This is a genomic window from Cupriavidus sp. HY129, assembly GCF_059492215.1.
In genome coordinates this window covers 1,196,661-1,222,186 of sequence record NZ_CP083254.1, presented here as the reverse complement: position 1 = coordinate 1,222,186, position 25,526 = coordinate 1,196,661, and the positions used below count along the sequence as shown (strand labels likewise).

19 protein-coding genes and 1 tRNA gene are annotated in these 25,526 nt (G+C 60.8%); 4 read left to right on the top strand and 16 right to left on the bottom strand.

Annotation, left to right across the window (positions count from 1 at the left end):
• Nucleotides 1–13 precede the first annotated feature (13 nt).
• The 3 genes from cysS to zigA are packed head-to-tail and all read right to left on the bottom strand — an operon-like array spanning nucleotide 14 to nucleotide 3,612.
• On the bottom strand, nucleotides 14–1,432 hold the full coding sequence (gene cysS / locus K6G35_RS05665) for a cysteine--tRNA ligase (protein ID WP_495676181.1): 1,419 nt from the start codon (nucleotides 1,430–1,432) through the stop codon (nucleotides 14–16).
• Complete coding sequence (gene folE2 / locus K6G35_RS05660) at nucleotides 1,429–2,358, bottom strand: GTP cyclohydrolase FolE2 (protein ID WP_495676180.1); 930 nt, start codon at nucleotides 2,356–2,358, stop codon at nucleotides 1,429–1,431. The genes cysS and folE2 overlap by 4 nt, the downstream gene beginning before the upstream one ends.
• Nucleotides 2,359–2,418: 60 nt before the next feature.
• Entirely contained in the window at nucleotides 2,419–3,612 is a 1,194-nt protein-coding gene (gene zigA / locus K6G35_RS05655) for a zinc metallochaperone GTPase ZigA (RefSeq protein WP_035881818.1), read from the bottom strand.
• 357 nt (nucleotides 3,613–3,969) lie between these two features.
• On the opposite strand from zigA, the gene K6G35_RS05650 reads away from it, so the two are divergent.
• Entirely contained in the window at nucleotides 3,970–4,266 is a 297-nt protein-coding gene (locus tag K6G35_RS05650; RefSeq protein WP_040011230.1) for a hypothetical protein, read from the top strand.
• A gap of 168 nt (nucleotides 4,267–4,434) precedes the next feature.
• Here K6G35_RS05650 and K6G35_RS05645 read toward each other — a convergent pair whose 3' ends face one another.
• The 6 genes from K6G35_RS05645 to K6G35_RS05620 form a co-directional block, all read right to left on the bottom strand.
• Nucleotides 4,435–5,589, bottom strand: a complete 1,155-nt coding sequence (locus K6G35_RS05645) for a porin (protein ID WP_035881817.1) — start codon at nucleotides 5,587–5,589, stop codon at nucleotides 4,435–4,437.
• A gap of 162 nt (nucleotides 5,590–5,751) precedes the next feature.
• The gene (locus K6G35_RS05640) at nucleotides 5,752–6,726 is read right to left on the bottom strand and encodes a Bug family tripartite tricarboxylate transporter substrate binding protein (protein WP_234818977.1); all 975 of its coding nucleotides are present in this window, start codon (nucleotides 6,724–6,726) and stop codon (nucleotides 5,752–5,754) included.
• 48 nt (nucleotides 6,727–6,774) lie between these two features.
• Nucleotides 6,775–9,090, bottom strand: coding sequence for an arylsulfatase (locus tag K6G35_RS05635; RefSeq protein ID WP_008644572.1), 2,316 nt, complete (start codon nucleotides 9,088–9,090; stop codon nucleotides 6,775–6,777).
• Between the two features lie 26 nt (nucleotides 9,091–9,116).
• Complete coding sequence (locus K6G35_RS05630; protein WP_286880998.1) at nucleotides 9,117–10,730, bottom strand: GMC family oxidoreductase; 1,614 nt, start codon at nucleotides 10,728–10,730, stop codon at nucleotides 9,117–9,119.
• A 3-nt stretch (nucleotides 10,731–10,733) separates the two neighbouring features.
• Nucleotides 10,734–11,327, bottom strand: a complete 594-nt coding sequence (locus K6G35_RS05625; protein WP_008644568.1) for a thiamine pyrophosphate-dependent enzyme — start codon at nucleotides 11,325–11,327, stop codon at nucleotides 10,734–10,736.
• Between the two features lie 8 nt (nucleotides 11,328–11,335).
• Entirely contained in the window at nucleotides 11,336–11,866 is a 531-nt protein-coding gene (locus tag K6G35_RS05620; protein WP_008644566.1) for a thiamine pyrophosphate-binding protein, read from the bottom strand.
• A 208-nt stretch (nucleotides 11,867–12,074) separates the two neighbouring features.
• Here K6G35_RS05620 and K6G35_RS05615 point away from each other — a divergent pair, with 208 nt between their 5' ends.
• A complete protein-coding gene (locus tag K6G35_RS05615) occupies nucleotides 12,075–12,653 on the top strand; it encodes a Crp/Fnr family transcriptional regulator (protein WP_008644564.1) in 579 nt (192 codons plus the stop codon).
• A 192-nt stretch (nucleotides 12,654–12,845) separates the two neighbouring features.
• Here K6G35_RS05615 and K6G35_RS05610 read toward each other — a convergent pair whose 3' ends face one another.
• The 5 genes from K6G35_RS05610 to K6G35_RS05590 all read right to left on the bottom strand — a co-directional run bounded on the left by K6G35_RS05610 (nucleotide 12,846) and on the right by K6G35_RS05590 (nucleotide 19,414).
• A complete protein-coding gene (locus K6G35_RS05610) occupies nucleotides 12,846–13,952 on the bottom strand; it encodes a BamA/TamA family outer membrane protein (RefSeq protein ID WP_008644562.1) in 1,107 nt (368 codons plus the stop codon).
• Between the two features lie 334 nt (nucleotides 13,953–14,286).
• Entirely contained in the window at nucleotides 14,287–15,447 is a 1,161-nt protein-coding gene (locus tag K6G35_RS05605) for a BamA/TamA family outer membrane protein (RefSeq protein WP_008644561.1), read from the bottom strand.
• A 9-nt stretch (nucleotides 15,448–15,456) separates the two neighbouring features.
• Entirely contained in the window at nucleotides 15,457–16,506 is a 1,050-nt protein-coding gene (locus K6G35_RS05600) for a hypothetical protein (protein ID WP_495676179.1), read from the bottom strand.
• Nucleotides 16,507–16,733: 227 nt separating this feature from the next.
• Nucleotides 16,734–17,762 (bottom strand): alcohol dehydrogenase AdhP, encoded by a 1,029-nt coding sequence (gene adhP / locus K6G35_RS05595; RefSeq protein WP_008644559.1) that lies wholly within the window; start codon nucleotides 17,760–17,762, stop codon nucleotides 16,734–16,736.
• A 146-nt stretch (nucleotides 17,763–17,908) separates the two neighbouring features.
• Complete coding sequence (locus K6G35_RS05590) at nucleotides 17,909–19,414, bottom strand: DASS family sodium-coupled anion symporter (protein ID WP_035881811.1); 1,506 nt, start codon at nucleotides 19,412–19,414, stop codon at nucleotides 17,909–17,911.
• Between the two features lie 385 nt (nucleotides 19,415–19,799).
• Between K6G35_RS05590 and K6G35_RS05585 the strand changes: the two genes are divergently transcribed.
• Together K6G35_RS05585 and K6G35_RS05580 are read left to right on the top strand one after the other, a co-directional pair.
• Nucleotides 19,800–21,788, top strand: coding sequence for a sensor domain-containing diguanylate cyclase (locus K6G35_RS05585; RefSeq protein WP_495676178.1), 1,989 nt, complete (start codon nucleotides 19,800–19,802; stop codon nucleotides 21,786–21,788).
• A gap of 235 nt (nucleotides 21,789–22,023) precedes the next feature.
• A complete protein-coding gene (locus tag K6G35_RS05580; protein ID WP_495676177.1) occupies nucleotides 22,024–23,616 on the top strand; it encodes an EAL domain-containing protein in 1,593 nt (530 codons plus the stop codon).
• A gap of 431 nt (nucleotides 23,617–24,047) precedes the next feature.
• Here K6G35_RS05580 and K6G35_RS05575 read toward each other — a convergent pair.
• Both K6G35_RS05575 and K6G35_RS05570 read right to left on the bottom strand, forming a co-directional pair.
• Nucleotides 24,048–24,141: transfer RNA gene (locus K6G35_RS05575), tRNA-Ser, on the bottom strand.
• A 132-nt stretch (nucleotides 24,142–24,273) separates the two neighbouring features.
• Complete coding sequence (locus K6G35_RS05570; RefSeq protein ID WP_008644554.1) at nucleotides 24,274–25,524, bottom strand: aspartate kinase; 1,251 nt, start codon at nucleotides 25,522–25,524, stop codon at nucleotides 24,274–24,276.
• Nucleotides 25,525–25,526 lie beyond the last annotated feature (2 nt).

Sequence of the window (25,526 nt, the reverse complement as noted above, 5' to 3'; positions counted from 1 at the left end):
GCGCCCGCCGCCCTTATGCTGGAGTTCCATCGACAAGGGTCCAGGTACTCCCATTGGCCGTGTCGTGAACCAGGACACCGGCCGCGCCAAGTTCCTCACGCAGTGCGTCTGCCCGTGCGAAGTCGCGGCGCTTGCGGGCCTGCTCGCGCTCCGCGACCAGATGGTCGATCCGTGCCGCGTCCGCAGCAGTGGCGAGACCATGGATGTCTGCTGGCCCGGCCAGTGCCTGGAGCGCGGAGTTTGGATCCTGCTGGAACAATCCGAGCAACCGTCCCGACGCCGTCACCCGCGCCTTGGCCACGGATCGGCCGGCATCGGTACCTGCCTTTTCCAGCTCGGCGAGCAACACGTGGAGTCGCGCCAGCGCACCCGGAATGTTCAGGTCATTGTTGAGGGCCGCGATTACCTCCTCGTCAGGCTCTTCGCCGGGCGAGATCTCGATGTGTTCAACTGTCTTCAGCCCCCGGTAGAAGCGCGACAGGGTCTGGCGCGCCGTCAGCAGGCGCTGCGCGTTCCAGTCGAGCGGATGCCGGTAATGCGCCGAAAGCAACGCCAGTCGTATCGCCTCCCCCGGCGCCTGCCCCAGCAGATCGCGCAGCAGCAGAACGTTGCCGAGCGACTTGGACATCTTCTGGCCGTCCACGGTAACGAAGCTGTTGTGAACCCAGGTGCGGCAGTACAACTCGCCATTCGCGCAAGTGCCCTGGGCAATCTCATTCTCGTGATGCGGGAATATCAGATCCTGGCCGCCCCCGTGGATGTCGATCGTGCTTCCCAGGTGTTGCCCGATCATGGCTGAGCATTCGATATGCCAACCTGGTCGCCCGCGTCCCCACGGACTCGGCCAACCCGGAAGCTCGGCAGTGGACGGCTTCCAGAGGACAAAGTCCAGCGGATCGCGCTTGTATGGTGCGACCTCGACGCGTGCGCCGGCGAGCATGTCCTCAGGCCGGCGACCCGAAAGCTGGCCATACGCGGGAAAGGACGGCACGTGAAACAGGACATGATCCTGTTCGACATAGGCATTCCCGTTTGCGATCAGCCGCCGTATCAAGGCAATGATCGCGGGGATGTGCTCGGTGACGCGCGGCTCCAGGTCAGGAATCAACACGCCCAGCGCCCGCATGTCCTCGTGGTAGGCATCGATGTAGCGCGCAGTAACGGTGCCGATAGGCACGCCCTCCGCCGCCGCGCTCGCGTTGATCTTGTCATCCACATCGGTGAAGTTGCGAGCGTAGACCACTTCTGCGTATTGCTCGCGCAGTAGCCGCGCCAGCACGTCGAAGACAACAGCCGGTCTGGCATTGCCAATATGCGCGAAGTTGTAGACCGTTGGCCCGCAGACATACATCGCGACGCGGCCCGGCTGCCCGGTCCGCAAGGGCTCCTTCTTGCGGGTCAGCGAGTTGTAGAGGCTGAGCGCGGAAGTCATGCGGCCACCTCCCGTGCATGCTTCGCCTGCAACGGCGCCGCCCAAGCCACCGCATCATGAGGATGGAGACTCTCAAGGTGCCGAACGTGAACCCTGGGATTCGCGAAACGTCCGTCCAGCGCGACCTGAATGCGGCGCGCAGCGTCTTCAACGAACATGAGATTCTGGCCATTCAGCGCGGCGAATGCCTGCTCATCGGCACGCTTGACGGCAGTCTGTAGTGGCGTGCCAAGCGCGCGCTCGATGTGGTCGATCAGGTCGAGAAGCTCCAGGTTTGGCGAATCGACGGCAATATCCACAGTGATCGACGCCTCGCTACGCTGGCTGTGTGGCGTCGCCAGCGTGCCGTGTTGCCGCAACCAGGCCGAGACTTCGGCGACGTCGACATGACGCTTATGTGCGAACGCCTTCGCAAACCCTCGCTCTACCAGTTGCCGGGTCAATGCCGCGGAGCACGGACAAGTCGACGAGTAGCCTGCCGTTACCCGAGCCGTCAGCGCAAAGACATTGCCAACCAGCGATGCGTCCAGCCGTACCGGATACGACTTCCATCCTGCAATGCCTTCCGTGACCAATGCGGGGCGACGGACTAGCAGATCAAAACGCAGGCGTAGCCGCGCGCCGCCTGTCTCGCAATCGCGATGACTGTCCACCACCGCTTCAAGCAATTGCCGTATGCGGATGGGCGAAAGACCCGCGCCATCGTCCGGCGCATCCAGCAGCGCGTACAGGCGAGACATATGGATCCCCTTGACCCTGGGCGCGGGCAGGTCGACATGAATGTCCGCGCGGGCGTGCAACTGACGCCGATAGCCAGGCTCGACAAGCCTGATTGGCAGGTCGATGCCCTGCATGCCGACCCACTCCAGCGGGGTGAAGGTCGGGGAGACTTCGGTCAAGGAAACGTCGGGAAGGGCTGCGCTCATGCTTTCGTTCGGATTGGGAAGGCATCCCCAATGTCCTAGGCGCATGGGGAGCCCCAAGTGTCAGGGCCAGTCAGGAAAGGGGTTGTGCCAGGTGGTCCACGCATCAGGACCCTGCGCCATCTCGTCGTCCGTCAACAGGCAGGCGTCCAGACATCTACGAAGTTCGAACTCGTCCATGTCGACACCAATCAACACGATCTCCTGACGCGCATCGCCGACGCTGTCGTCCCATTTGGCGCGAATCAAGGCAACGGACTCCGGGTCGTCCGGCCAGCGCTCGGGCGGCACCGCGGCCCACCAGTAACCGGCCGGACCGTGCCTGGCAACGGCGCCAGCCTGAGACCAGGTTCCCGCGAGCGTCGGATGGCTTGCCAGCCAGAAGAACCCCTTTGACCGCACCACACCCGGCCATTCGGCCGCGACAAACGCGTGGAAGCGTTGAGGATGAAATGGTCGACGGGCGCCGTAGACGAAGCTGCGAATGCCGTATTCCTCGGTCTCAGGCACGTGCTTGCCGCGCATTTCCTGTAACCAGCCGGGCGCTTTCGATGCTTCCTCGAAATCGAACAAACCTGTGTCGAGCACCCGATCGAGAGGCACCCGGCCAAACTCGGCGATCTCGATACGTGCCCTGGGGTTGAGCGCGCGCAGAATGGCCAGGAGGCGCTCGCGGTCCGCGTCGACGATCAGATCGACCTTGTTCAAGACCAGCACATCGCAGAATTCGACCTGATCGATCAGGAGGTCCACGACGGTGCGCGCATCCTTCTCGCCCAGTGACTCGCCGCGCGATTGCAGACTGTCGCGCGAACCGTAGTCGCGGAGGAAATTGAAGGCGTCGACCACCGTGACCATGGTGTCCAGATGGGCAACCTCATTGAGACTACGGCCATCTTCGCCTTCGAACGTAAAGGTCTCCGCCACCGGCAAGGGCTCCGAGATCCCGGTCGATTCGATAACCAGTTGGTCGAATCGCCCTTCCCTCGCCAGCCGGTCGACTTCCAGCAGCAGATCTTCGCGCAGCGTGCAGCAGATGCACCCATTGCTCATCTCGACCAATGTCTCTTCCGTCCGCGAAAGATTGGCGCCGCCATCCCGGACAAGCGCGGCATCGATGTTGACGTCGGACATGTCGTTGACGATCACCGCGACGCGACGACCCTCACGGTTATGGAGGATGTGATTAAGCAAGGTGGTCTTGCCCGCGCCGAGGAAGCCCGAGAGCACGGTGACAGGAAGCTTGGCTGGAAGCATGGGGAATTGGCTTGCCCGCAAGGCATCCTGCCAGGTGCGGGCGATCGGTTAATGCAACATTGTTGCAAACAGATCTTAAATGCAACCTTGTTGCATTTCAAGCCAAATTTTCAAAGCCCCCAAAGCGACGAGTGCGGCAACACCAACAGCGCCGTCGGCGGGGCCAGCTTGTAGCGATCGAAGTCGACATGCGGGCCCTGCTGTCTCCCTCTATCTGCCGCCTCCATCTATCTGCGTTGCCTGAATGCAACTTGGGCTGATGTCCCGTACTGCCAGGCGATCTGCCACGGCATCGTGGCACGAAATGCGAAGACCGAGGCATCAGATGTCAACTGCATGGGGAAAAAGGACTGCAGCATGGATCCTCCCGTCATCGCTCAAGTATCCGAAGTGGGTAACTCCATTCTTCAGCGCAGAATCATTGGTCTGATGGCAGCGGGCCATCGCCTCGTTACGGTGCGATCACCGATTACCCTGCATGTTGTGCACGTTGCCGTGATGACCCCAGAGAACGCCTCCATCATCGATCGCATCCCACTCTGGCGAGCCAAGCGGCTCATCCACGCAGGCGCGATCGTTCCAGACACCGGCAACCTCGATTCAGCAAATGAGTTGCTGCTGTCGAGAACCGCAAATCGAGATCGATTTGGCTAGTTCGGGTGCTGCCTGGCCCCTCGCTCGGCCAAGAGGCGACACGCGGCGGTGTGGCCCGCGAAGGCCGGTTCCAACTGCGAACGGACATTGCGCCGGAAATCTGCACTGATGGAAGCACAGACTCCCGGCAAGGACCCAGGCATTGACCTGGCTCATCGCCAAAAATGCCTAAAAGACATGCCGCATGCCCATTGACACGCCAAGCTGTCCACTTGAGCTTGGCGTCTTGTAGTAGACCTGAGAGGTAGCGGGTGAATAGCCGATGGATTGGCCATTCGGCAAGTACGTGATGTTGTCCCAGTTCAGCGAGGCATTGCGGGCGTACATGACACCAAGGAAGACGTCGGTGCGCTTTGAGAGGTTGTAATCCGCCAGCGCCAGATATTGCTGCAGGTTCTTCGGATTGGTATGCACACCGCCGATGGTGGCATCCTTGATATCGTCGTAGTAGTACGCCAGCGTCAGCTTGAGTGCGCCAGTCGCATACCAGTTGATACCAGCCCAGTACATGTTGTCCCGATGTGGCAGCAGCGATGGTGTGCCGGTCGACGGCGCCACTGAGTTCCCCCAGCGATATCCCGCGACCAGCTTCACTGGCCCGAGCATGTAGCTAGCTGCCACCGTGGCGCGCATGTCACGGCCGTAGTCGTTCGACGTCGAGTTGCCAGCGACTTGTGCCGTATTCAGTGTTTTCACTTCGTCGTACCCAAGCGCGACGCCGAATACATCGTTCAGATACGAAACACCCACACCGTAGGCCGACCCGGCGGCGAAGGTACCCGCGCGCTCTCCGAACGACCAATGCGCCGTGGCGGTGACCGGGCCGAACACCCCCTGATACTGCGCCATGTTGCTTTCCCGGAAATTTGGCCCGGAGATGCCTACCACCGGCTCGAACTCTGGCGCATAGGCCACCGGGGTGAAGCTGCCCATCGTCAGGAAGCTTGACGTGTACTGACGCCCGAACGTCAGCCTGCCATAGGTATTCTGCAACCCGACGAAGGCTTGGCGGCCGAACATCAGCCCGCCGCCAAGCTGGCCATTGTCGGTGTTGAACTGGTTCTCCAGGACGAACAGACTCTTGAAGCCACCGCCCAGGTCCTCCACCCCGCGCAGCCCAAACCGCGACTGTGCGATGCCGGAAGAATTCATCTGGAAGGTCGAACCACTACCCGGCGCGAGCACGCCACCAGAGGTGTTCTGCATCCGGTTCACGTACTGCAGACTCGTTGTCACCACGCCATACAACGTCACCGATGACTGTGCGTGCGCGAACGGGGCCATCGTTGCGGTGGCAAGCGTGGCAACCATCATCTTCTTCATAAGGTCTCTCCTCCTCTATTGTGGTTCTGGCTGTGCGTTGCTCGTGTCGTGCGGTTCGCAGACGAGCCTCGGCTCTTGCGGCCGATAGCTTGCGGACGAGCGATGCCCTCCGCCTACGGATCGTCGGCGGATGGACACGTGTATCGATGGGAATGTGATGCGCTATTGCTGGACGATGGTCCTTGCCACCGACTCCTCCGCGCGAACGGCGTCATTCAGTTCCGCGCGGAACTGGTCCGGGGAGCTACTGACGTCCGTCACCGACCCCAGGTTCTCCTGAATCGACTGAAATCCGGGGTCATGTGCCGCAGCCTGTATCGCAGCGAACAGTTTCCGTGTAATGGCCGGCGACGTGCCCGCGGGCAGCGCGAAGCCCCCCCACGAGGAGAAGCCATAGCGCGGCACACCAGCTTCGACGAAGGTCGGCGTACTGGCGAGTTGCGGCACTCGGGCGGGCGTGGTCACGGCGAGTGCCTTCAGGCTACCGGCCTTGATCTGCGGCAGCGCCGAGGAAAGCACCATGATGGAGAAGTCGATCTGCCCGCTACGCATCGCATTGATCGACTCCACGGCCCCCTTGTAAGGGACATGCAGGAACTCCAGCCCCGACACGCTCCGCTTCATGTACTCGACTGCCATGTGCGCAGGCGATCCGACACCGGCCGAGCCGTAACTCAGTGACCCAGGGTGTGCCTTGGCGGCACCGATCAGCTCCTGCAGGGTGTGGTACTTCGAGTTGGAGGGCACTACCGCAACAAATGCCGAGGTATTGACCTTGGCCACCGGCTGCAAAGCCTTGGACAGGTCAATCTTGTGGGTCATGGCCTCGACGGTCACCAGGCCCGACGTGATGTAAGCAACCGTGTAGCCATCGGGCGCGGCCGCGGCCGCAACCTGAGTGCCGAGCAAGGCGGAAGCTCCGGGCTTGTTATCGACGATTACCGGAACGCCCAGGTGCCTGCCCATGATCTCGGCAAGCTTGCGGACCGAGATGTCCGGACCGCCTCCGGCCGGGTACGGAACGATGATGCGAATGGCCTTGGTCGGCCAGTTTTCAGTTGCCCGTGCGCCAAACGGCAGCGTCAGCGCGGACAGGGCCAGCGCGAACATCACGCGGCGGCGGTGCGTCATAGGCATGTTGGTCTCCATTCTTGTTTTGGGCTTGCAGCGCGGAAGCATGGCTCGCTAGTCGATCTGTGCGAGGCGTTCGGGACGGTTCGCCAGACTGTCTACCGCCTGCTGTCCTGGTGTGAGCCGAACGAAGCGGATGCTTCCCGCATAGGGGAATGCACCGCGCGTGCCATAGCGGTCACTGACTTTCAGCCGACGATCGCAGCCCACGTCCAGGCCCTCACCCGTGAGTCTCACGATGGTTGGCGACATATCCAGATCACCGACCGGTGCACCGTCCAGGCTGATGACGCCGACACCTCGCCGCCCGCCCGTGGCCCGATGCGCCAGGGCCAGCACGTGGTCACCGGCGGACAGTCGCTGCCCGGCAAGTTCGGCCTGTCGTTGACCACCGTTGTAAACGATGTGAAGTTGGCCCTGCTGCACGAAGATGGTCAAACCGCCAAAGGAGTTCCCGAACGCAAGCAGCACCCCCTCCTGCCCGCTCTCATACGAGAAATTGCATTCGAGATCGTAGTCCCGGTCCGCAATCAGCGGCGACACGATAGCGGTCGGCACCGTCGATGTCCCGGAATAGAACGTCCTGGCACTCGCGTTTGCCTTCTCCAGGAACGGTGGCACAGAGAGCGCCCGACGGTTGTCCCGGTTGTCGAGCGGGTAGATGTAGTTGGCCTCGGCATCCGCTTCGAACTCCGCGATCAGCGCCGCCAGCAGTTCAGGATGCTCCTTGGCAACGTCTTCGCACTCGGTCGGATCGGCGGCAAGGTCGAACAGCATCCAGTTGTCCAGTTCGATGGCCGCACCTGGAGGCTGCAACGAAACAATCTTCCATTGCCCCCGGATATAGCCCCGATTGCCCTCCAGTTCATAGTGCTGGCGATCCCGCGCGGCGGGGTGTCCGGCCTCCGCCAGCATCTTGCGGAACGATCTCCCATTCATGCCGCCGGTGGGCAGACTGTTGAAGACCTCCGGGTAGCGGACGCCGGCCAGTTCGAGCAACGTCGGCAAGGTGTCGGTCACGTGAATCCATTGCCGGCGGATGGCGCCTGCGTCCGCAATGCCCCGTGGCCAGTGCATGACATATGGCACACGGATGCCGCCATTCATCGGTGTGCGCTTGTAGAAGCGAAATGGCGTGTTCGACGCGTTGCCCCAGCCGACCGGATAGGCCGCGTATGAATGCGCGCCACCGAGCTTGCCGTCTTGCATCATCGACTCTGCCAGCCCCTTAGGCTCGGCTCCCGAGACGCGCTTCTCGAAGATATTTGCCGCGCCTTGCGGCCCTCCGATTGACGAAGCGCCGTTGTCCGAGGTGATGATGAAGATGGTGTTATCGAGCATGCCCGCATCGCGCAGGAAGTCCGCCAGCCGCCCGACGTTCTGGTCGATGTTGTCAACCATCGCGGCATAAACTTCCATGTAGTGGGCATAGAGTCGGCGTGTGTCGGCATCCAACGTCTCCCAGGCGGGGATGTTGGGGCTTCGCTCCGATAGCTGCCAGTCTGCCGGGATCAGCCCGTCGGCGACCTGGCGCGCATGGCGTTCCTTCCGGGTCTGGTCCCAGCCCTGGTGATAGGCTCCCGCATAGCGTTGGATGTCCTCCGGCTTGGCCTGCAAGGGCACATGCGGGGCGTTGTGGGCAAGGTACAGGAAGAATGGCTTGTCCGGACTGGCACCCTGATGGTCCTTGAGCCAGTGGATTGCCTTGTCGGTCCAATCGTCGCTGCAGTAGTAACCCTCCGGATACTCTTCAACGTCGATGAAGCTATTGCCCTCGATCAGTTGCCCGGGAGCGAAATAGTTAGTCTCCGCCGCGAGGAAGCCATAGAAGCGATCGAAACCCCGCTGCAGCGGCCACGCATCGCGCGATCCCGACGGTGTCACGTTGTAGTCAGCGGTGTTGTGCCATTTGCCTACCGCATAGGTCGAGAAGCCGCGTTCCCGCAGCAACTCGGCCATGGTGGGCGCCTCCTTCGCAATCTCGCCGGCCTGATAGCCCGGATACCCGGGATTGTTGTGCGTCAGCCAGCCGCATCCCACCGCATGCGGGTTCTTGCCTGTCATCAGGGCCGCCCGCGCCGGCGTGCACATCGGCACCGTCGTGTAGTTGACGAAACGCAGCCCCGCCTGTGCGAGCCCGTCGATGTTGGGCGTCCGAATCTCGCTTCCATAGCAACCGAAATCCGAGAACCCAAGATCGTCGAGCAGCACCACCACGACGTTGGGCGTGCCCGGCAGCGCCTCACGCCGGGCTGGCCACCACGGCTCGGAGTCCTTCAGCGTCTTGCCGATCCGGCCCTTGAATGTTTGTCCCTGCATGGTCGTGCCCATTGATTGCTCGCCATGCGAGCGCGATTGATTGGTAGTCATCTCACGTACTCCGTCGACGCCCTGAGTCAGGTCGTCTTGCCAAGGATGAGGTCTGCAGCCTTCTCTCCAATCATGATGGAGGCGGCGTTGGTGTTCGACGAGGGCATGGTCGGCATGATCGAGGAATCCACCACGCGCAGATTGGCGACACCGTGAACCTTCAGGTCGGCGCCCACCACTGCCATGGGATCGTTGCCCATCTTGCATGTCCCGATCGGATGCCATGAGGTCTGCCCCGCCTTCCTGATGTAGGCCAGCAGTTCGTCGTCCGAGCGAATATCCGCACCGGGGCGCGTTTCGCGCTTGATGTAGCAAGCGAGCGCCGGCTGGCTGGCAATGCGCCGGGCCAGGCGAATGCCTTCAAGCATCACCGCCTTGTCGCTCTCCGCCGAGAAGTACGCGGGATCGATATGCGGCGCCGCGTGCGGGTCCACGCTGGCGATATGGAGACTGCCCCGGGATGCCGGCCGCAACTGGAAGAAGCCGATAGAGAAACCCGGATGCGCGTCCAGACCAAACCCCTTCGTGCGGGCATAGCGATCCATGCCACTCAGGTGGTGAAGCTGCACCTTGACCTGGGCACGCGTCTGCGCCGGTGCGGTCCGTGCCAGCGCGTGTACGGTGGCCGACGGTGTCGCCATCATGCCCTTGCGTGTAACCATGTAACGCGCGCCCATCCATAGCTGCCGGAGTGGGCTCGAAAGCGTATCGTTCAGCGTGATGCGCTTCGTGCATTCGTACGTGATCCGGCATTGCAGATGATCCGACAGATTTTCGCCGACGCCGGGCAGGTGATGCCGCGGTTGGATGCCATGCTCGCGCAGCAATTCCGCATTGCCGATCCCGGACAATTCGAGGATCTGCGGTGACTTGATCGGCCCGGCACTGAGGATGACCTCGCGGCTGGCATACGCCTTCCGGGTAACACCAGCCTGGACATACTCGACGCCGACCGCCTTCTTGCCATCGAAGAGAATGCGTGTCACCGTCGCCTCGACCTGCAGGTCGATCTTCGCATTCACCCGTCCATGCAGGTAGCCGATTGCGGTACTGCAACGTTGCCCATTGCGCGTGGAGAGTTGCAGATAGGAAACCCCCTCGTACTGCTCGCCGTTGTAGTCGGCATTTCGGGGGATGCCGCCGGCCTCGCACGCGTCGATGAAGCCCTCCGAAAGCTCATGACCCAGATGCGCCAGCGACGTCACGCCGATGGGTCCGCTACGCCCGCGATATGCGTCCGATCCAACCATGGTGGATTCCAGTCGCTTGAAATACGGCAGCAGTTCCGCGTGGCTCCATCCCGGATTGCCGAGCGCCGCCCAATGGTCGAACTCGGCAGGCTCCCCGCGGACGTAGATCATGCCGTTGACCGAACTCGAGCCGCCAGGCATGCGTCCGCGCGGCCAATAGATTTCCTGACCCTCCAGATGGCGTTGGCCCGCCGTTTTGAATGGCCATACGTAGCGCGGATTCAACAGTAACTTGGCGATACCGATGGGGACGCGCACCCAGAAGTCGCGCTCCCGGCTAGCACCCGCTTCGAGTAGCAGCACCTTGCCGGAGCCGCGCTCCGCGAGCCGGGTCGCAAGCGTCGCGCCTGAGGAACCGGCCCCGACGACGATGAAATCGAAGTTGCTCATCGCCTAGCGCTCCTGCAACCACGCCGCCAGCGCCACGGCTTCGGCACCCATTCTCGAGAACTGCCGGTCCGGCATCTCCGCCTGTGGATTCTCCGCGTCAAATCGTGGCGGCTCCTGCTCCACGCAGAGTTCATAGAATGCCGGCCCTTCCACGTCATGCATTTGGGCCACTACGTCCAGCAGGACAGCAACGCTATCGACGCGTACAACATGGCGATAGCCCGCCGCACGCGCCATGCCACAAAAATCCATGGTGTCTTCGCACGCAAGCTTCAGGTTCACACCGCCCGTGAACTGGCTGCCGTTGTGCACGACGAAGTGGGCAAACCGGCGCGGCTGCTGTCCTGCCACGGTCGCCAGGCTGCCAAGCTGCATCAGCAGACTCGCATCTCCATCCACCACGATCACCATGCGCTCGGGCTTCGCGAGGGCCAGGCCAAGGCCGAGACCAGACGCACCGCCCATCAACGGCACGGAGTTGATTCGCCCCGCGTTGACGCCCAGGGCATCGAACATATACATCGACCCCATGGTCGTCACCAGAACCGCGCCATCGCGCGCCGCTTCAATTGCTTTGCAAGCTTCGAGAATTCGCATGACAGGTCTCAGTTCCATCCAATGGGTGCACCCACGATCAAGGCCGCAGCACCGCGCTGGCTATGCGCCTGTTCGTATGCGGTTTGCACGCACGCCAGGTCTTCCGGTCGTTCGAGTCGCCAGTGCGGCACGGCCAGCGCGTCGAGCACCGGCTCCAGCAGCCGCACCATGTTGCGACGCGATTCCGCCGGGTTGGCGCCAAAGTTGGAGAACTCGCGGCCGAACTGGCCAACAAGGAAAACGGTGGGAATGCGTGCGTCGAGGGCTACCGCGCGAATGGTGTTGACGCAGGCATAGAGTCCCTGGTTCTGGACGGCGATGACCGGGCGTTTGCCACCGATGGTCAGTCCGGCGGCCGTGGTGACGGCCTGGTCCTCGTTGGCACAGATGACTTCCCGAATGCCATCGACTCCCGCACCGATACGGGCATGGAGCGCCCACTGAATCCAATCCGGCACGGTGACGAAGTGGTCGACGCCACTGCGTTCCAGCGCCGCAATAAACGCGGTAGCTGCAATGCTATGATTTTGTGTACTCACCTTTGCCTCGCTCTGTCGTTGTGATGCCCATTCTGGGTATGACGCGGCGCAGCAATCTGTCACGTTGACGACACAAAACCCATCCACCACATATCGGGCACTTGCCGAAGCTGTTTTGCGTCGTTCCGCGGTATTGGAGAGATGCTCAGCGCAGACCCTCGAGCGTTTTCTGGCAGCCGGCAGAATCGAGGTATGCCCTGATGGAGCGATGCTGACCACGCGCGGCAAGCCGATGGAGTCACTGATCGTCGTCTTGCGCGGCAGCCTGGAAGTTGGCGTGCAGACAAGCACAGGCAAGCGCTACGTAGTCCGCTTCATGGAACCGGGGCAGATACAAGGCGTGATCCCGATCCTGGATGGCAAGCACTCCATTCACGACACGCGGGCCCACGGCGAGAGCATTGTCCTGCTGGTACCAAAGAACACGTTCGCCGAGGCGTTGGCAAATGACACGGGCCTGGGACAATCGCTGCTGCAATTGTTCTGTGCCCGCTCCCGCTCACTCTATGACGGCGTGGCCGCGCATGCGCTCTCGCCCGCAAAGGCCCGGCTTGCACGCGCCTTGCTCTCGCTACTGCCGGCCTACGGCCTACCGCGCGGCAACACCGTCGCGCTATCCATCAAGCTCTCGCAAGATGAACTCGCTACCCTGGTCGGCGTGTCGCGACAGCGCCTCAACAAGGAGTTGAAGGAGTTCGAGAACGACAGCATTGTCTCGATCGCCTACTCGCAAATCGAGATCCTGGATCGTGATGCGCTGGTATCCATCGCATCGATGGATATGTGATGTGGGGGCTCGGCTATTTCGATACCGTGTGATGCCGAAGAATGGCGTCGGGCTATCGTGTCGGCATCCGCCACGTAGATAAAGAATTGCAAATCCTCTCCCGACATTCGCCGCTAGAGGAGTTCTCACCCCGCTCGCGTTACCTCCCGAGTCGAGTGTCACCATGCAATGTGCCCGGCCCCGTGATCACTCTCAATGCCAGGCGGTCCCCACCTGAACATATATGGCGTTCTGATCCTTGCTGTGCGCGACATCGAGGCCCATCGCAAGTCCAAGTCTTCTGGCTATCAGGTATCGGAAGCCCATCCCTACGCTGACCACGTTTTCCGCGTCCGAGAAAGATTGCCGGCCGTAAGCCTTGCCGAGTCCCGAAAATCCAAGGACAGACCATCGCGGCTGGATATCCCAACGCAATTCGACCTCCGTGGCAATGGCGTTGCGGTCCTGGTAACGCGCCTTCTTTACGCCACGAAGGTCAATATAGGGCTGGACAAAGAACGGTACGTCTCCTGTCGAGAAACGCGTGTCCGCTCTGAGTCCCAGGACGAATGCCTTACCAAGAGGTAGCCAAGTGTAGCCGCGCGCCGCATACATGTTGTAATTCTGTGTGCTGCCTATACCGTCGCGAGCGAATTGGGTTTCGATTTCGGCAAAGCTGCCGCGGTTAGGAAAGAAAATGTTGTCCCGAGAATCGTAGTCGATCACAAGGCTCGCCGCGCTGATACGCTGGTCCCGACCTTGACCGGTCACATCAGACGGGTTCTGTCCGAACTTGAAGGTCGCGTTGGCATCGAAAAAGATATAGCGTGGCCCAGCGAACCATCGGCTGTTTCCAATGCGGACCAGTAGCTGCTGGAAGAGTCCGATCCCATCCAGTTCATACGCACGCGCCTGATTTGCCACGCCGAAGTAATCCAGATTCGCATCGACTTTGGCGACACCACCAAGATAGCGGTATCTGTCGTTATCCCAGCTATGGAAGTGTGCGACCGCGCCTGCCCACGTACCGTTATCGGTGTAAGCACCCCCGAGCACCGTGATGTTCGGCGGCGCCCGCTCCTGCCCAAGCTCTTTCGCTCGTGTCTCGCTTTCCGCGAGGGACTCGGAGAAGAACAGGAGCCCGATACCGACACCGAATCCGACCGCCGGCTCGGTAATCACAAACGGGACGGGCAACGCACCCTTGTGTTCGAGTAGATAGTTGCTGAGATCAAACGCCCCGTCTTCCGGGTCGCGAAAGCTCGGCGAGCCCGATTGTGCACTCGCACAGATCGGGAGGAACGAGAGCAGCAAGGACATGGCTGCCAGCAGTAAGGAACTCCGCCTGAAAGCGACATCTCTCATACGCCCACCCAGATCCGTAGTTCGCTTCAATTCCCGCGTGTCTGCAACATGGAAATCCGATCGATTCCTTTCGTCTATTGGACCAAGGACCATTGCTGGCCGCGTGTGTGCCACCTACATGTTGCGGCCATGCCTCGCGCCTGACTGGAGGGCCCGTGATGAAGGACAGGCTCTATCGCCCCAGGTCCCGCTCAAGTGCTGAAGCAGCCATCGACAAGGCGTAGCCTGTCGGGGCGATGCCGCGCCCGAGAAATACGGCAGAAGTACGGCCGGCGCTAGCGTGACATCATCAGAACGCTTCGTTGATCTGAAAATAGACGCCCTTCGTGTTGCGGCCAACGCCGGCATCAAAGCGAACGTTCACGCGCGGCTTGAATTCGAAACGGTATCCGACACCAGCATTCGGCAACCAGTGCGCGGAAGTGAGCGCGCCCGGATTGGGAGCCACTGCCCCCGTACCGACCCAGAACACCATGCCCTGCCGCCCGACGATGTGCCATCTGTACTCCGCCTGGACGCCTGCCATGACCTTGTCCCGGAATTGGCCAAGAAAGTAGCCGCGCATGCGCTTGTTGTTACCGAGCGTTGCCATCATGTCCCACGGCACATCCCCAAAATTGAAGTTCCCGTAGAGATCGAACGCCAGCACATCGCGCTCGCGCATCCGGAAATACTTGTTGGCGGTGATCTCGAGATTCTCCATGTCAGTATCGCTGCCCAGTGCACGCCGATACACCGTGGCATTGGCCAGCAACGACTCGCCACGGTAGGGATTCGGGATGAAGTCGCGCGTGTCATAGGAGAAATGCGCGCTGATCCCGGAACTCAGCACGCGCGGACCGTGTGGATCCGTCGCCAGCGCGCTTTCCGCGCCACGCTCGAGTTTGGTGGCGTTGTCATACTGCAGGCTATATCCAGCCCCCATATAGACGTTCGGCGCGACCCGGAACAGGATCTTTGGCTGTAGCGCCACGGTTTGGCGCGTATAGGATTCCTTGTTGGCGCTGTCGATGGCGTTGTTGTAGCCGATACCCCAATATGCCGTCGGCATGTTGATGAGGTCCGCTTCGATTGTGACGCGGTAGCTATCGTCCGCGAAGAACGTATTGTTCTCGACCGATATGCCGTAAGCCCCCTTGACAGTGCCGAAGCCGCGGATCGACAGCGTGGAAAGCTGCGTCTCCGCCTCCGCACTCTTGGGCTTGTAGAGTCCGATCGCTGCCGCCCCGATTCCGAACCCCATCTCCGGGTTATAGAACGGCCCGGGCAGAACGCCCCAGTCGATGCCCTTGCTGACGTCCACCTCCTTGGACGCGCCGAGCTTGTTGAGAAGCCTGTCAATCCACCCTTGCTTCTCACTGTCGTCTGCTTGATTGACCTCGGCCGAGATGGCCGTAGCGCACCACAGGCCGATCACGAGTATGCAGGTGGTCTGTGGATGCGCGCGCATGAAGTCTTTCTAGAATCGGAAGAAGCCGGTCGCAATAATATTGTTCCGGTTGTATCCGTAACCGAACTCCATGATGAACCCCAGACTGCGGTTGACTGCCCAGCTCACGCCTGCCGATCCACTCCAGGCCCCGACCACACTCTGATTGATTTCGTAATTCAGCCGCGCTGTCTGGCCGCCAGCATCTTGGATCGGGACGTCAAAATGGCCAGTGATCTTGGCATGAGTCCTGAAATAGGTCACACCGACAAATGGCGTCAATAGGCCCAGACCTGGGCCAAGGCGAAAATTCCAGCCGATGCGTGGGCCAACGTTGATGGACTGCACAGGCGTCTCTGACATCGTAATGTCCGAAACGGTATAGGTTACGGGCAAGGAGAAAAAAAGCTGCTTGTACGTGCCAACCAGCGTAAAGCCACCACCGAAGGTGTGGCCGCTATAGTTCGCGAATTGCGTGGGCAGCTTGATGGGGTTGGAACACTCTGGACGAGGCCGACTGCCGCCGCATCCGATATTGATGCCGAAGAACTGCTGCAAGTCCGTCTTGGACGAGAACGAAATGTCGATCGCCCCATTCCCCTCGATGGTGCCGAGCATCCCATAGACGTTCAAGAACGGAAATATCCACGCCCCGAGCTGGAACTGGTTTGAGACGTTGTGAAGTTTGGATTGCTGAAACTGGACGAAATCCGCTGCGCGTAGAGGATTGCTCGCTGCGGAAACCGCGAGGTCGCTAAGCTGATACCGCTGGTATCCGTTGTAATAGGAATAGCCAATGTTGTATGGATTCGGAAGGTTGTAGCCTTTATCGATCACGCGCTGCGCAAAAAACGGTAGTGCTCTGTCCCACTCCTTCGGTGCCTCGGGCGCGGGCTCCGCAGTGCCTACCGGCCCGACAACGCCCCGATAGGGTCCAGATTCCGTGTCGGGGCTGGCCGTAGTCGCTCCGGCACCGCCATCGCTGCCTGCAGTCCAGGCGTGCGCCGCGAATGCACTGACGGCAAAAGCCAGGAAGACAAGGTAGCGAGGGAGCGCTCCGCGCAATACTGATCTGCCCATGTGACATTCCCGTCCGGTGGCCAACTCCGCGTTGCCTCTGCGTCCCCCGTGTGGGGTTCGATCGTGTAGCCCTTTGGAGCGGCCGAGCCGTTTGAGGCAGTGCTGGCGCTCATCCTGGTCTTCAGATGAACGTTGCACGCAGCACAAGACGTCGGGTGAATGGCGTCTGAAAGAACGACAGAACACGAAACCCGACGTCCCGGCACCAGTAGCGCGAGTGGTCTCTGTCAGCGGTTGAAGTCCAGCACGATGCGACCTTCGATCTGGCCGGCCTTCATGCGGTCGAAAATACTATTGATCGAGTCCAGTTTCTCCGTGGATACCGTGGCTTTCACCATACCGCTCGAGGCGAATTCGAGTGCTTCCTGCAGATCGCTACGCGTGCCGACAATGGAGCCACGGATAGTGATGGCCTTGAGCACCACGTCAAAGATCGGGGTGGGGAAGTCTCCCGGAGGCAGGCCGTTCAGCGAGATCGTGCCACCGCGCCGCACCATGCCGATGGCCTGCGAGAACGCCTGCGGCGAGACTGCGGTGACCAATACGCCGTGCGCACCGCCAATTTCCTTCTGCAAGAAGGCAGCAGGATCGGTAGTGCGAGCATTGATGGCAACTTCGGCACCGAGCTTGCGCGCGAATGCGAGCTTCGCGTCGTCAATGTCGACGGCGGCCACACGCAGGCCCATTGCCTTCGCATACTGTACGGCCACGTGGCCCAGACCGCCGATTCCAGAGATCACCACCCACTGCCCTGGTCGTGTGTCGGTGACCTTGAGACCCTTGTAGACCGTCACCCCAGCGCACAGGATCGGCGCGATTTCGATGAAGTCGACATTCTTCGGCAGCAGACCGACATAGTTCGGATCGGCCACCACGAACTCGCCGTAGCCACCGTTGACGGAGTAGCCGGTGTTCTGCTGCTTCTCGCACAGCGTTTCCCAGCCCTGGAGGCAGTGCTCGCAGTAACCGCAGGCGCTGTAGAGCCACGGCACGCCGACGCGATCCCCTTCCTTCACGCGTTTGACATTGGCACCAACTGCCGACACGAATCCCACGCCTTCATGGCCGGGAATGAATGGCAGCGACGGCTTGACCGGCCAGTCGCCCTGCGCCGCGTGCAGATCGGTGTGGCAGACACCGGACGCTTCGATCTTGACCTGGATCTGGCCAGGGCCAGGCTGCGGCACGGGCACCTCGTCGATCGTCAGAGGTGCGCCGAACGCGCGCACGACTGCGGCTTTCATCATGGCTGGCATTTGTGGCTCCTTCTACAGGTTGCGCGTCGTCAACACCGGAAAACACGCCATCGTCACGCGGCGTCGGACGCCAGAGTCATGTTATGAATCGGTATCCGGATGGTCCAGGACTGAACTCGGACTGTGGATCGAGACCGTGGTCCGGACTACCAGAACCCCAGAATCTTCCACCAGATACCTCCTACCACGGCGAAGATGACAAGTTCAAAGACACACATCACCGCGCCGACCCGCCACCATTGCCCCATCGTCACATACCCGCTGCCGAATATGATCGGCGATGTGCCGGTGGCGTAGTGGGTCAGCGTCATCATGATCGCCGAGCCGGCGGCCATCATCAGCATGAAAGGTGCGATGTAAGCCGACGGAATCAACTGCGCGCCCACTGTCAGAAAGGCCAGCATCATCGCGCTGATATGGGCAGTGGTACTTGCGAATAGGTAATGAGAAAACACGAACGCCAGCACCAATATGGCGGCAATCGAGAGCCAACCCATTCCACTGGCAGCAATGGCATCGCGCATATCGGCCGAGAACCATGCGATCACGCCAAGCTTGTTGAGCTGCTCCGCAAGCATTACCAGAGCGCCGAACCAGATCAGGGTGTCCCAGGCGCTCTTCTCCGATAACACATCGTCCCAGTCGATCGTGCCGGTAATGATCAACGCGAACAGGCCGAGAAAGGCGACCACCGTCGGGTCGAGCGTGAACGTCGGTCCCCAGATCATTGCCGGCACGTTGGCCCACAGAACCAGCATCATGGCGAAGACACCAATCATGACGCGCTCTTTGCCACCCAGGGGGCCCATGCGAGCCAGCTCGCCCCTGGCGTATTCGATCGCGTTGGGGGTCGCCTTCAGTTCGGGCGGACAGAGCACGAGAATGACAAGCGGCATCAGAAGCAGGCAGACCAGGCCGGGCAGCAGCATGCACAGCGCCCAGGTGGTCCAGCTCAGGTGAAGCGATTGGCCACTGGCCTTGGCCACGTAGTCGACGACCAGGGGGTTCGGCGCGGTGGCGGTCACAAACATGGCCGAAGTGATCGGGTTGGCGTGGTAGTTGACCAGTGCCAGATAGGTACCGACCTTTCCCTGTGTCCCGTTAGCCGGATCAGATTCGAAAGCGCCGGCAATCGACCGCATGATCGGGTGCACGATGCCGCCGCCGCGCGCGGTGTTGCTGGGCGTGAATGGCGCCAGCACCAGCTCGCAGATCGCCAGCCCGTAGCCGATGCCGACTGTCCGCTTGCCCAATAGCGCGATGAACATCAGGCCTATGCGACTACCCAGCCCGGTCTTCTTCAGGCCGCGCGAAATCAGGATGGCCACAACGATCAGCCAGATCAGCGGACTATCAAAGCTGCTCAGCGCATCGGCAATGGCGCCCTTGGACGAGTTCGAGGTCACTTGCGCCAGTGACACGATCACGATTGCCATCATCGCCATCACACCGATCGGCATCACCTTGAGAATGATGGCGACGATCGTGGTCAGAAAGATGGCGACCAGATCCCAAGCGTTGTCCTTCAAACCAGCCGGCGTCGGTGTGAGCAGCAGTGTGACAAGCACAACCGTGGTGATGATGGCCGGCGTCAGCCGAAAAGGCACCACGGACATGAAGTAGCGATATGTCGCGACGATCTTGGCGAACATCTCCGAACCTCCTCGAAAAGGACACGGCGAAATGAAGGCAGCCAAAGTCTCCGCGTCTGCCGACACGATCTTCTGACACGAACAGCTCTACCCGGCTGTGCCGCGCGCTTTCCATACTCAGAAAATCCTGATGGAAGGATTCCGCGAGCGGAAGTGAATCTTTTCGAAAATTGGATGAAAAAACTAAAAACCTGGAATCCTTCGGCCGTGATGCCGGGACGACGGCGGCCTACCGTCAGGGATCAGGCTCGCCCGACGAAAGGGGCGACGGTTCATCTTGCAGCGCCGGCTGCACACTATTTTGGAAGCGCCCCGCGTGGACATATGATTGATCGGGGCTCCGGCTGGTGAGCGTCAATATGCACGTGGGACCGAGCATCCACGCGTGCCGCAAGCAGCACCTTGCCTGCGTATGCTGACTTCGCACGACAAATCGCCTTTGGCATGGGGGAAGATCGGCCATGTCCAGGTGAATGAACAAGTCATTTCTGACCAATCAGTAGACGTTTCATCAGCGGGAATCATGGGCCATTCACAGAGTTCAGCTACTTACTGGTCGATGGATCGGCGCATGAAGAAGTCGTGGCTTCGGCGGGCGTTACCTATTCTGGCCCTGCTGGTGGCCATAGATATCCTGGTGAATGTATGGCAGTCCTACTATGACTTTCGTGCAATCAACGCCTTGGCCGCCCGGCTACTGGATGTGCAATCTTCCCTGATGGCCGGACGTATCGCAGATCAGTTTCGCGACGTAACTGCGTTAACGAGCGGAACGGAGCGCCTGCTCGATACGGGCACACTCACGGACGCCACACTTGTCAATCTCACCGAGGCTCTGGATAACCCATTGAGACGCGCGCTGATCGGGGTGTTCGATCCGCAGGGTGAGCATCTGCTTGCCAGTTCCCGTCCGGGCTTCATGAACGAAGTGCCGCCGCTTGACCAGATTTTGGCAAGCGTGCGAGCCAATCCGTCAAACGCCGTCATACTCCCCGTCGCGTGGGGCGAGCGTGGCGCGGTCGTGCTCGCCAAAGGGCATCAGAACCGGGCGATGAACCTAGATGCGGTGGTCGTCATCATCCTGACCTACGAACGCCTTGTGCTTGACGGCGTGAACCTGGCACCCGGCACCTCCGTTCTGCTATTGGATAGCGAACACCGCCTGGTGATGCGTGATCCGGAGCATCCGACACTAGCCGTTGGACAGGTCCTGCGCGAAGATCGCGGGCGGGCCGGACCAACAACCGCAACGCAATATGCTTCCTCGCAAATCGACGGTATCGAGCGTTTGGTGTCCACACGAAGCATTGCAACACGGCTGACCCCCGACCACTGGACGGTGGCGGTCGGATATTCGGTCAGCGATTTCCGGGAGGGCTTCTGGCGGAGCACTTACATCAATGCGGCCGGCGCCGCTGTCATGCTTCTCATGTTGGTAAGTGGCATTCTGCTGATCCTCCACGAGCGTCGTCTGCAGGATCGGGTCGAGAGGTTCGCGAGCATGGTGTCAACCATCGTCAAGAACATGCCGACGCCCGTTGCCGTAGTCGACCATGACACGGAACAGATCCTCCTGACTAACGAAGCCCTACTGGCGGACTTCGGCGCTGTGGCCGGAGCGGGGCAATCATTCTCCCGGCTCTTTGCGAACGCCGCAGACTGGTCGCAGGTATGTACGACCCGTATGGATGAAGCCATTCCCATGCTCACGCGCGACGGAACGCGATACATGCTGGTGCATTGTGCTCAGCTTGAGTTTGGAGGTGAATCAGTCGCGTCAAAAGCGGTACTTGTCACACTGGTCGACGTCAACAGCCAGCAACAGATGCTCAAGGAGTTGCGAACCCAAGCCGACCTCGATGCACTGACCGGGCTCGCCAACCGCCGCTATTTCGAAAACGCAGCCCAGAAGGCAGTCATGCACGCGCGCAAGCAAGGCAGTGCCTTGTCGATACTCGCGCTCGATCTTGATCTATTCAAGCGGGTGAATGATACCTACGGCCATGCCGCTGGCGATCGCGTTTTACAGGTGGTGGCGCGGCAATTCGAGGGCGCATTGCGTAGCACTGACCTTGGCGCGCGTATAGGCGGAGAAGAGTTCACCGCAATCCTGTTTGATACGGCACTGGGACAGGCGCAGGTGATCGCCGAGCGCATCCGCGCCGCCATCCAGAATACGCCGATCATTCTTGAGTCCGGAGAAGCAATCACGCAGACCGTGAGTATTGGCATCGCGGCGTACCGCGAAGGCGAATCCGACCTCGCGGCAGCGCAGGAACGGGCGGACGCCGCCCTCTACAGCGCCAAGGCAGCGGGGCGAAACCGCGTTCATGTGTATGTGCCCGAGACGTCTGCGCCCCAAGATGCCGGCTAGGTACGGAATGTCGGTTTGACCATCGCAAACTGCCGCCTGGCCTGGGTGGCTCTGGATACGCATGGGGTGCGGACGACAAATGTAGGCAGAGAGCCTCACCCAGGCATCACATTGCAGACGAAGCGCCTGAGACTATTCTTACTCTGATCCTCTGCTTTCCTGGCACTTGAAGGTGCGGCGCTCGCCCGCTTTTCAGCCGACCCTTGGCTCCCTTCCGTCCATCCTGGGGTACGAAATGATCAAGCGCATCACAGTTGTTTCGGCTTCGGTTGCCCTTGGGTGTCTCGCGACGGTCGTACCAGTCCTCACCAGCCTCTATGTCGCGAAAAAGGACGTCGAACGACGAGAGCGTGCCGAGATTAAGGACTTCGCCAAAAAGGCGATCATGCGCGCGGAAGTTGTCACGTCCCAGGCCTTTGCCGCCCTCAATGATCTTGACCAACAGCCGGGTGCGCCTTGCTCGCCCCCCAACCTCGAACACGCGGCACGCGTGATCTACAACTACCGGTACGTTCAGGATGCGGGTGCGTACGCCGATGGGCTGTACCTCTGCTCGCCACTGCTCGGCGACGTGCGCGCGAAGGACCTGACGTTGCCTCCCCCGGATTACCGGAGCAACGAGGGATATTCCATGTGGTTCAGGCGGAGGAGTCCGCTTAGCAACGAGCGCAATGACCTCCAGATCGGACGCAACGGCCGTTACGTCTCCATTGATCGCGGCTCCTACGTCGACCTGATCGACCCAGCCAAGCGCCCCATCGCGGCAATCCAAACCGCCACGGGAACGCTGATCGCCGTCTCGACCGGCGCCGACCCAGGCGACATGCTCAACGCCTGGAAGCAAAGTGGCAACGTGAAGAGTGACGAATGGAATTACGCCGTAGCCCAGTCTTCAACACGACAGATCGCCGTCGTTGTGAAATCGCCGCGCAGCAGTGTCGCCGGCAACTGGCCGAAGTTGCTGGCCGCATGGCTTTCCATTGGCGTCACTGCCGGCGCATTGCTTGGATGGCTTGCGTACAAACGCATCTCCTGGCAGTTCTCATTCCCGGCAACCCTTGAATGGGCCATTTCACGGCGCAAGATCGACGTTGTCTATCAGCCCATCGTCCGCATCGCCGACAACGAATGCGTAGGCGTCGAGGCGCTCACAAGGTGGACCCTTCACGGTCAGGCGATTTCACCCGAGGTATTTGTGCGAGTCGCCGAGGAGAATAACCTCATCCAGTTTTTGACAGACGTCGTCCTCGAGAAGACGATCGCGCAACTTGGCAAGATGCTCGTCGCGAATCCCACGTTCTATGTCTCGATCAATGTGAGCAGCGAGGATCTGCGCAGCGTACGCTTCCTTAACCTGCTCACGTCGTCGCTAGCCGGGACGGGCATCACCCGTCGGCAGATCCGAATCGAAGCGACGGAGCGCAGTTTCATGAATACCGATGAGACACGGGGTGTCATTGCCGCGTTCAGGGCAGCGGGCCATCCCATCTACATTGACGACTTTGGAACCGGCTACTCGAGTCTGTCCTATCTGCAATCCTTCGAGATTGACGTTCTGAAAATCGACAAGTCGTTCGTCGACACGATCGAGCAGGACACTGCCTCAAGTGTTGTCGCTCCGCACATTATCGCGATGGCTCATGACATGGGCTTGGAAATCGTCGCTGAAGGTGTGGAGTCGGCGGTTCAGGTCGCATGGCTCCTCGCAAGAGGCGTGCATTATGCGCAGGGCTGGTATTACGCCAAGCCGATGACGGCGGCCACACTCGCGACATGGCTCAGCAAAGCTCATGCGCCACGCCAGGCAGTCAGCCTGGCAACAACTTAGAAGACCGATGCGCATCGATGCCATTGGTATGACTCGGCGAGACAGCCAGGCGGCTAGAGAGCATTGCGCTGGACGTGTCACGGGCCTAAAGAACCTGGAGCGCAATCACTCTGAGCTGGTCGTCATAGGGTGTCCGTGACTCTTTGATTTGGACCCTCTCCTCAGCCGCGCCCCCGAAGCGCCCGGCGCCCGTCTCTCTCGCGCTCAGGATACCGCCGCAAGGGACTCGCTCAGAGATGGCGATTGAGTACGGGCCCGGTCCAATGGGCGGGCCGGGCAACGAGCGAAACGCGTGGGACTTTTAAGGGACCAGAGAGGGACGCGAAGGGGTGCAGCGAAGGACCACAACTACGGCCAGAGAATCGCACCCCAGAAAAAACAAAACCCCGGAAGACCGCGATCTTCCGGGGTTCGCCGCCAATACGATGTAGTGGCGGAGACGGAGGGATTCGAACCCTCGATCCAGGTTTTGGCCCGGATGCTCCCTTAGCAGGGGAGTGCCTTCGACCTCTCGGCCACGTCTCCCAAACTTGCGTTGTGCGAGGGAGCCGCACAACGAAGCGCGTATTCTAGCGAGGGTACCGCTACTGGTCAATGAAAATTCGATGACCCGCAGCAAAAAATGTCACGCCCCGCCAGAACGTTTTCAGTTCCGGATCACGCCTGATCCAGCTCGAACACCTTGTGCAGCGCGCGCACGGCGAGCTCCATGTACTTCTCGTCGATCAGCACCGAGATCTTGATTTCCGACGTGGAGATCATCTGGATGTTGATGCCCTCTTCCGACAGCGTGCGGAACATCTTGCTGGCGATGCCCACGTGCGAGCGCATACCCACGCCCACCACCGACACCTTCGACACCTTCGGGTCGCCCGACACGCTCTCGGCGCCAATATGGCCCTTCACGTTGTCGTTCAGGATCGTCAGCGCACGCTGGTAATCACCGCGCGGCACGGTGAACGTGAAGTCGGTCTTGCCGTCCACGGACTGGTTCTGGATGATCATGTCGACGTCGATGTTGGCGTCGGCGATCGGGCCCAGGATCTGGTAGGCGATGCCCGGCTTGTCCGGCACGCCAAGGACAGTGATCTTGGCTTCGTCACGGGCAAAGGCGATGCCGGAGATGACGGCTGCTTCCATTTCAGACTCTTCCTCAAAAGTAATCAGCGTGCCCGAATGCATTTCCTGTTCGAGCGGCATCAGGGGGTCGGTCAGCGACGACAGCACGCGCGTCTTCACGCGATATTTGCCGGCAAACTCCACCGAACGGATCTGCAGCACCTTCGAACCCAGGCTGGCCATTTCCAGCATTTCCTCGAAGGTGATCTGGTCCAGGCGGCGGGCGTCTTCGACCACGCGCGGATCGGTCGTATACACGCCATCCACGTCGGTATAGATCAGGCACTCGTCGGCTTCAATCGCCGCGGCAATGGCCACGGCCGAGGTATCGGAACCACCGCGACCCAGTGTCGTGATGTTGCCGTCGCCGTCAATGCCCTGGAAACCCGTGACCACGACCACCTTGCCGGCATCCAGGTCACCCAGGATGCGCTCGTCATCGATCGATTCGATGCGGGCCTTGGTGTAGGACGAGTCCGTCTTCACCGGCACCTGCCAGCCCGTGTAGCTGACCGCGTCGATGCCTTCGCCGTGCAGCGCGATGGCCAGCAGGGCCACGCTGGCCTGCTCGCCGGTCGACGCCAGCATATCGAGTTCACGCGGGTCCGGCTGCGCGGAGATTTCCTTGGCAAGGCCCAGCAGGCGATTGGTTTCGCCCGACATGGCCGAAGGCACCACGACAACGCGGTGACCGGCGCGGTGCCACTTGGCCACGCGCTTGGCGACATTCTTGATGCGTTCCGTAGAACCCATCGAAGTGCCGCCGTATTTGTGAACGATGAGAGCCATCT